Here is a 7,072-nt window from a genome sequence, read left to right on the forward strand (position 1 = left end):
CCCCGAGGGGGCGGCGCCGTCGCGCGTGCTGGGGCCCGGCGTCAGCCGCCGGCGGCCCGCATCAGCCGGTGAAGGGGCTCGCGGCCGTGATCTCCACCGGGATCTCGCGGCCGTTCGGCGCCTCGTAGGACGTCGCGTCGCCGACCTTGCGGCCGTAGATCGCGGCGCCGAGCGGCGACGTGGGGGAGAAGACGTCGATGTCCGCCGTGCCGGCGATCTCGCGCGAGCCGAGCAGGAACGTCATCTCGTCCCCGGCCACGAGCGCCGTGACGACCATGCCGGCCTCGACGACGCCGTCGTCCGGCGGCGTGCCGATCTGCACGTTGCGCAGCTTGGCCTGCAGCTCGCGGATGCGCGCCTCCTGCTTGGCCTGCTCCTCGCGGGCGGCGTGGTAGCCGCCGTTCTCCTTGAGGTCGCCCTCGTCACGGGCCGCGGCGATGCGGTCCGCGATCTCCTTGCGGCCCACCGTCTCGAGGTGCGTGAGCTCCTCCTTGAGGCGGTCGTAGGCCTCCTGCGTCAGCCACGTGGCCGCAGTCGTGTCGGTCACGATCGCTCCTTTCCTGCCTCGGGGCCACCGCCTGCGGCGGTGGTGCTGCCCCGTCGACGCGCACGGGTGCGGCGCGGCGGTGCGGGACGGGTGTCGCCGTCTGTCCGCGGTCGCGTCGACCTGCTCGTACGACGCCGGACCGGGGCGGCGTAAACGTCCATGGTAGCCGGGACGCCCGCCGGCGTGCGGACGGGCGTCCGGGTTCGCCCGGTCGGCCGGGACGACGCGGGGCCGTCAGGGCAGCGGCGTGCACGCGTCCACGGTCGCGGACACGGCCTCCTGCACGGTCGAGACGGTCACGGTGACGCGCCGTGTGCGCTCGTCGGCGGGCGGCACCTCGACGTCGCGGACGCCGACCTGCGCGTACGACTCCGACAGCGCCTGGACCCGGCAGGTCGCGCCGACGCCCGGGTCCGTCGTGACGTCGAACGTCACCTGCGTCGACCCCGCGCCGTCGACGCGGAAGCCGATCGTCTTCCACTGCACCGGGTCGCGCAGCACGCCCGCCCCGATCCAGCCGAGCACCAGCATCGCGACGACGACCGCCGCGGCCAGGCCCCACCGCTGCAACCGGCGCGTGGCAGCGGTCGGCTCCGGCCCGTAGCGCCCGACGGGCGTGCGGGGTGCCGGTGCGACCACGGGTCCTCCTGGGTCGGGACGAGGGGCTCGTCGTGCGGGTCGTGCGCGTGCGTGGGGGATCATTGTCTCTCGTCCGACGACCTGTGACGGGAGGCCCCTGGGTGAGCACGGAGCGGCTACGGCTCATGGCGGTGCACGCGCACCCCGACGACGAGTCCAGCAAGGGAGCCGCGACGACCGCGCGGTACGCCGCCGAGGGCGTCGACGTCCTCGTCGTGACCTGCACGGGCGGTGAGCGCGGCGACGTCCTGAACCCGCACTACGGGCCGGCGCCCGAGGGGCTCGAGGCCATGCGCGCGGTCCGCCGTGAGGAGATGGCGACGGCCGCCGCGGCGCTCGGCGTGCGCCAGCACTGGCTCGGGTTCGTCGACTCCGGCCTGCCCGAGGGCGACCCGCTGCCGCCCCTGCCCGAGGGGTGCTTCGCGCTGACCCCGCTCGAGGAGGCGTCCGCGCCGCTCGTCGAGCTGGTGCGCGAGTTCCGCCCGCACGTCATCACGACGTACGACCCCACGGGCGGCTACCCGCACCCGGACCACATCATGTGCCACCGCGTCGCGGCCGAGGCGTTCGCCGCCGCGGGCGACCCGGAGCGCTACCGCGGCCACGGCGAGCCGTGGACGCCGCTGAAGCTGTACTACAACCACGGGTTCTCGCTCGCCCGCATGCGGACCGTGCACGACGCGATCGTCGCGGCCGGCGGCGAGTCGCCGTTCAGCGACTGGATCGACTCGCGCCAGGCCCGCGAGGTGCCCGAGCGCCCCGTGACCACGCGCATCGAGTGCGCCGACTTCTTCCCGCAGCGCGACGCGGCCCTGCGCGCGCACGCGACGCAGATCGACCCCGAGGGGTGGTTCTTCGCCGTCCCGCGCGAGGTCGAGCTGGCGCAGTGGCGCACCGAGGAGTTCGAGCTCGCGGAGTCGCGCGTGCCGACGACGACGCCCGAGGACGACCTGTTCGCCGGGATCCGCGGGACGGGGGCGGCACGGTGACCGGGCTGCTGGGCGGGGCCGTCGGCGGCGCGGTGCTCGCCGCGGTCGTGCACGCCGAGCGGCTGCCCGGCCCGACCATCGAGAGCCCCGAGGAGGGCTCGCCCGGCTTCTACGGGTTCCTCGCGACGTTCCTGCTCGCGGCGGCCGTGATCGCGCTCGCGGTCTCGTTCAGCCGGCGGATGCGGCGGGCCGACCACCGGGCGCGCCTGCGCGCGCAGGAGGAGGCGGCGCGCGGCGACGGGCCGGCGCCCGTGACGGCCGAGGAGGGCGTCGCCCAGGCGGAGCTCGACGCGCGCACGGAGGGCGGACGCCCGTCCGCGCCGCCGGTCGACGGCCCCGGGGACGCGCCCGGCCGCGCCGACGGCGCGGGGGACGACGGCGCGGGGGACGACGGCGCGGGCCCCGACGGCGCGGGCACCGGCCGCACGCCGTGAGCCGGCGCCCCGAGCCGCCGGTGCGCCCGGCGGTCCGCGTGACGGTCGCCCAGCTGCAGGTCGGCACCGACCGCGGCGCGAACCTCGAGGTCGCGCGGGACGCCGTCCGTGAGGCCGCCCGGGTCCGCGCCGACGTCGTGGTGCTGCCGGAGTACGCGTCCGCGTTCGACCCGCGCGGCGTCGGCCCGGAGCTGGCCGAGCCGCTCGACGGGCCGTTCGTCACGGCGCTGCGCGAGGAGGCGGCCCGCAGCGGCGTGGCCGTGCTCGCGGGCACGACGCTGCCGGCGGACGAGGACGAGGGGGACGACGAGGACGGTGACCGCGCCGGGCGGCCGCGGCGGGCCGTCAACGCCGTCGTCGCGGTGACGGCCGACGGCGGCCTCGCCGGCGTCTACCGCAAGGTGCACCTGTACGACGCGTTCGGGCAGCGGGAGTCCGACCGGTTCGTGCCGGGGCCGGTCGACGCGCCGCCGCTCGTGCTCGACGTCGCGGGCCTGCGGCTCGGTGTGATGACGTGCTACGACCTGCGGTTCCCGGAGTCGGCGCGCAGGCTCGTGGACGCGGGCGCGCACGTGCTCGTCGTGCCCGCGGCGTGGGCGGCGGGGCCGCTCAAGGCGACGCACTGGCGCGTCCTCGCCACGGCGCGAGCCGTCGAGAACACCTCGGCGGTCGTGGCCGTGGGCCAGGCCGGGCGCGGCGTGGTCGGTCGGTCGCTGGTGGTCGGGCCCGACGGGGTCGTCGGCCTCGAGCTCGACGAGACGCCGCAGGTGCGCACGGTCGACCTGGACGCCGACGCGCTGGCCGGTGTGCGCGAGCGCAACCCGTCGCTGGTCAACCGCCGGTACGCGGTCGTCCCGCGCGCCTGACCCCCGCCGGCCCGCCGCTCTCCACCCACCACCGCCGGCACCGGCCCGCCGGCGCACCCACGCGCTCCTCCGCCGAGTGCTGTACGTGCCGCCGAGCGCGGTAGCTGCAACAGGTGCACTCGGCGCGATGTGCCGCACTCGGCGGCCGAGGGGGCGGGGAGGAGGTCGGGGCGGTCAGGCGGCGCGGGAGGCCGCGATCGCGACCGCCACGAAGTGGCACGTGTAGCCGACGACGGTGAGCACGTGGAACACCTCGTGGAAGCCGAACCAGCGGGGGCTCGGGTTCGGGCGCTTGAGGCCGTAGACGACCGCACCCACGGTGTACGCGAGCCCGCCGCCGGCGATCAGCCAGACGATCTCCGCCCCACCGGTGCGCCAGAACTGCGGCATGAATCCGACGGCCACCCAGCCGAGCGCCAGGTAGATCGGCACGTAGACCCACCGCGGCGCGTTCAGCCAGAACACGCGCGCGAGGACGCCCACGATCGCGCCGGTCCACACCACGACGAGCAGCGTCCGGGCCGTGGGCGCGGGCAGCAGCAGCACCGCGAGCGGCGTGTACGTGCCGGCGATGATGAGGAAGATGTTGGTGTGGTCGAGCCGGCGCAGGACCGCCGCGACGCGCGGCGACCAGCGACCCCGGTGGTAGACGGCGCTGGTGCCGAACAGCAGCACCGCGGAGGCGCCGAAGACGGCCGTCGACCAGCGGGCCGCGGGCGTGGGGGAGAACGCCACCAGCAGCACCGACGCGACGAGCACGAACGGGGCCACGCCGGCGTGCACCCAGCCGCGCAGGCGCGGCTTGACCTCCGCGACGACGGCGTCCACGGCGTCGCCGACCGCCTCGCCGACGGACCCGCCCGCCTGCCGCGCGCCGGGCTCGGGGCCGCGCCGGGCCGCGTCGTCGGGGCGTGCCGGGGTGGAGCTCATGCGTCTGGTCCGCCTTCGTCCGAAACAACCTACGTCACCGTAGGTTACGCACTCGTAGGTGCCGTGTCGACGTGACGGAGGTCCCGGACGGCCACCGGCGCACGCGTGCGGCGAGTAGCGTGAGCGCGTCCACCGACGTCCCCCGGGGAGGGTCCGCGTGCGCCTGCCGCACCCGCTGTACGGCCTGTACGAGCGTCGCCTCGCGGCCTCGCTGCCGTCGGCGCAGATGCCCCGGCACATCGGGGTCATCCTCGACGGCAACCGCCGGTGGGCGCGCAGCAGCGGCGTCTCGTCCGCGCACGGCCACCGCCGCGGCGCCGACAAGATCGGCGACCTGCTGGCGTGGAGCGAGGACGTGGGCGTCGAGGTCGTGACGCTGTGGCTCCTCTCGACCGACAACCTCGCGCGCGACCCCGAGGAGCTCGAGCCGCTGCTCACCGTCATCGAGGACGTCGTCGGCGAGCTCGCGGCCGAGCGGCGCTGGCGCATCCAGGCGGTCGGCGCGCTCGACATGCTGCCCGAGCGCACCGCCGAGGCGCTGCGGTGCGCGCAGGAGGCCACGGCCGACGTCGAGGGCCTGCACGTCAACGCGGCGGTCGGGTACGGCGGGCGGCGTGAGATCGCGGACGCGGTCCGGTCGTTCCTACGCCACCACGCCGCCGCCGGCACGGACCTCGAGGAGCTCGCCGAGGCGTTCGACGTCGACCACATCGCGGAGCACCTGTACACGAAGGGGCAGCCGGACCCGGACCTCGTCATCCGCACGTCCGGCGAGCAGCGGCTCGGCGGGTTCCTGCTGTGGCAGAGCGCGCACTCGGAGTTCTACTTCTGCGAGGCGTACTGGCCGGACTTCCGGCGCGTCGACTTCCTGCGCGCGCTGCGCGCGTACGCGCAGCGCGAGCGCCGGCTCGGGCGCTGACGGCCTCGCCGACGGCGCGGCCGGGCCCGCCCGCGCGTCGGGCCGGCGTCCGCCGGATGAACGTCCTGTGACGCGTTCGCGTGTCGCGCGTCACGTGCCCGGGGCCGTCGGTGGGCGGCGTTACGTTCGGGGCCAAGAGGACGACGCCCGTCGTCCCGGGAGGCCAGCCCATGGAGCGAGTGCTCCGGGAGGAGGGCCGGACCCGGCCCTCGGCCGGCCGACCCCGTCCCGTCGCCGACTGCCGGACGCGGCACGTGCCGCGCACGCGCAGGAGGCGCCCGACCAGGCGCTGACGCGCCGGAGGGAGCCTGCCGTGGACCGCACCTCGCAGCACGACCTGGGGGACCGCACGCCGCCGAGCGAGCCGGCCCCGGCCGACGGCCGGCTCACCTACGTGGTGGACACGTCCGTGCTCCTCTCCGACCCGCACGCCGTCCGCCGCTTCGCCGAGCACGACGTGGTGCTGCCCGTCGTCGTCGTCACGGAGCTCGAGGCCAAGCGGCACCACGCCGAGCTCGGCTACTTCGCCCGCGCGGCCCTGCGGCTCCTCGACGACCTGCGGGTCCGGCACGGCCGGCTCGACGCGCCCGTCCCGATCAGCGACGAGGGCGGCACGCTCCGCGTCGAGCTCAACCACGTGGACGACCGCGTCCTGCCCGCGGGGTTCCGGCTCGGCGACAACGACACGCGGATCCTCTCCGTCGCGGCGAACCTCGCGAAGGAGGGCCGCGACGTCACGGTGGTCTCCAAGGACCTGCCGATGCGCATCAAGGCGGCGGCCGTGGGCCTGCGCGCCGAGGAGTACCGCGCGGAGCTCGCGGTCGACTCCGGGTGGACCGGCATGGACGCGCTCGACCTGGGCGAGCAGCAGATGGCGCAGCTGTGGGAGCACGAGTCGCTGCCCCTCGCGGAGGTCCCGCCGCCCGCGTCCGCGCTCGCGGGCGCACCGCAGGACCTGCCGTGCCACACCGGGCTCGTGCTGCACAGCCCGCGCGGGTCGGCGCTCGGGCGGGTCACGGCGGACAAGCACGTGCAGCTCGTCCGCGGCGACCAGGACGTCTTCGGCGTGCACGGCCGCTCGGCCGAGCAGCGGGTCGCGATCGACCTGCTGCTCGACGAGTCCGTCGGCATCGTGTCGCTCGGCGGGCGCGCGGGCACCGGCAAGTCGGCGCTGGCGCTGTGCGCCGGCCTCGAGGCGGTGCTCGAGCGCCGGCAGCACCGCAAGGTCATGGTGTTCCGCCCGCTGTACGCGGTCGGCGGCCAGGACCTCGGGTACCTGCCGGGCAGCGAGGCCGAGAAGATGAACCCGTGGGCGCAGGCCGTCTTCGACACGCTCGGCGCGCTGGTCGGCAAGGAGGTCGTCGAGGAGGTGCTCGACCGGGACATCCTCGAGGTCCTACCGCTCACGCACATCCGCGGCCGCTCGCTGCACGACGCGTTCGTGATCGTCGACGAGGCGCAGTCGCTCGAGCGCAACGTGCTGCTGACCGTGCTGTCGCGGATCGGGCAGTCGTCGCGCGTGGTGCTCACGCACGACGTCGCGCAGCGGGACAACCTCCGGGTGGGCCGGCACGACGGGGTCGCGGCGGTCATCGAGGCGCTCAAGGGGCACCCGCTGTTCGCGCACGTGACGCTGACGCGGTCCGAGCGCTCGCCCGTCGCCGCGCTGGTCACCGAGCTGTTCGAGGGCATCGAGGCCTGACGCCACGGCGCCCGCGACCCGTGGCGCGATCCGTGCGCCACGGGTG

8 protein-coding genes are annotated in these 7,072 nt (G+C 75.9%); 5 read left to right on the forward strand and 3 right to left on the reverse strand.

Annotated features, from left to right (window positions below; translation table 11 throughout):
• Window positions 1-61: 61 nt before the first annotated feature.
• Complete coding sequence (greA, locus tag ACFUMH_RS17910; RefSeq protein WP_378208736.1) at window positions 62-547, reverse strand: transcription elongation factor GreA; 486 nt, start codon at window positions 545-547, stop codon at window positions 62-64.
• 234 nt (window positions 548-781) lie between these two features.
• Window positions 782-1,186 carry a DUF4307 domain-containing protein gene (locus tag ACFUMH_RS17915; RefSeq protein WP_378208738.1) on the reverse strand — a complete coding sequence of 135 codons (405 nt, stop codon included), beginning with the start codon at window positions 1,184-1,186 and terminating at the stop codon, window positions 782-784.
• Window positions 1,187-1,287: 101 nt separating this feature from the next.
• Between ACFUMH_RS17915 and mca the strand changes: the two genes are divergently transcribed.
• Genes mca through ACFUMH_RS17930 form a run of 3 tightly spaced genes read left to right on the forward strand, consistent with a single transcriptional unit; the run spans window position 1,288 to window position 3,475 of the window.
• Window positions 1,288-2,175 (forward strand): mycothiol conjugate amidase Mca, encoded by an 888-nt coding sequence (mca, locus tag ACFUMH_RS17920; protein WP_378208740.1) that lies wholly within the window; start codon window positions 1,288-1,290, stop codon window positions 2,173-2,175.
• Window positions 2,172-2,609, forward strand: coding sequence for a hypothetical protein (locus ACFUMH_RS17925; RefSeq protein ID WP_378208742.1), 438 nt, complete (start codon window positions 2,172-2,174; stop codon window positions 2,607-2,609). Before mca ends, ACFUMH_RS17925 begins: the two co-directional genes overlap by 4 nt.
• A complete protein-coding gene (locus tag ACFUMH_RS17930; protein WP_378208744.1) occupies window positions 2,606-3,475 on the forward strand; it encodes a carbon-nitrogen hydrolase family protein in 870 nt (289 codons plus the stop codon). The genes ACFUMH_RS17925 and ACFUMH_RS17930 overlap by 4 nt, the downstream gene beginning before the upstream one ends.
• A gap of 174 nt (window positions 3,476-3,649) precedes the next feature.
• On the opposite strand, the gene ACFUMH_RS17935 is transcribed toward ACFUMH_RS17930, so the two are convergent.
• Complete coding sequence (locus ACFUMH_RS17935) at window positions 3,650-4,405, reverse strand: hemolysin III family protein (protein WP_378208746.1); 756 nt, start codon at window positions 4,403-4,405, stop codon at window positions 3,650-3,652.
• Between the two features lie 157 nt (window positions 4,406-4,562).
• Here ACFUMH_RS17935 and ACFUMH_RS17940 point away from each other — a divergent pair, with 157 nt between their 5' ends.
• Complete coding sequence (locus tag ACFUMH_RS17940) at window positions 4,563-5,324, forward strand: isoprenyl transferase (protein ID WP_378208748.1); 762 nt, start codon at window positions 4,563-4,565, stop codon at window positions 5,322-5,324.
• 337 nt (window positions 5,325-5,661) lie between these two features.
• Window positions 5,662-7,026 (forward strand): PhoH family protein, encoded by a 1,365-nt coding sequence (locus ACFUMH_RS17945; protein WP_378208750.1) that lies wholly within the window; start codon window positions 5,662-5,664, stop codon window positions 7,024-7,026.
• Window positions 7,027-7,072 lie beyond the last annotated feature (46 nt).

The sequence above is a fragment of the Cellulomonas sp. NPDC057328 genome, from assembly GCF_042667215.1.
GTDB lineage: Bacteria > Actinomycetota > Actinomycetes > Actinomycetales > Cellulomonadaceae > Cellulomonas.

What these genes read in the sequence shown, in the direction of transcription:
- ACFUMH_RS17935 (WP_378208746.1), bottom strand. Translation starts at nt 4,405, where the DNA reads ATGAGCTCCACCCCGGCACGCCCCGACGACGCGGCCCGGCGCGGCCCC.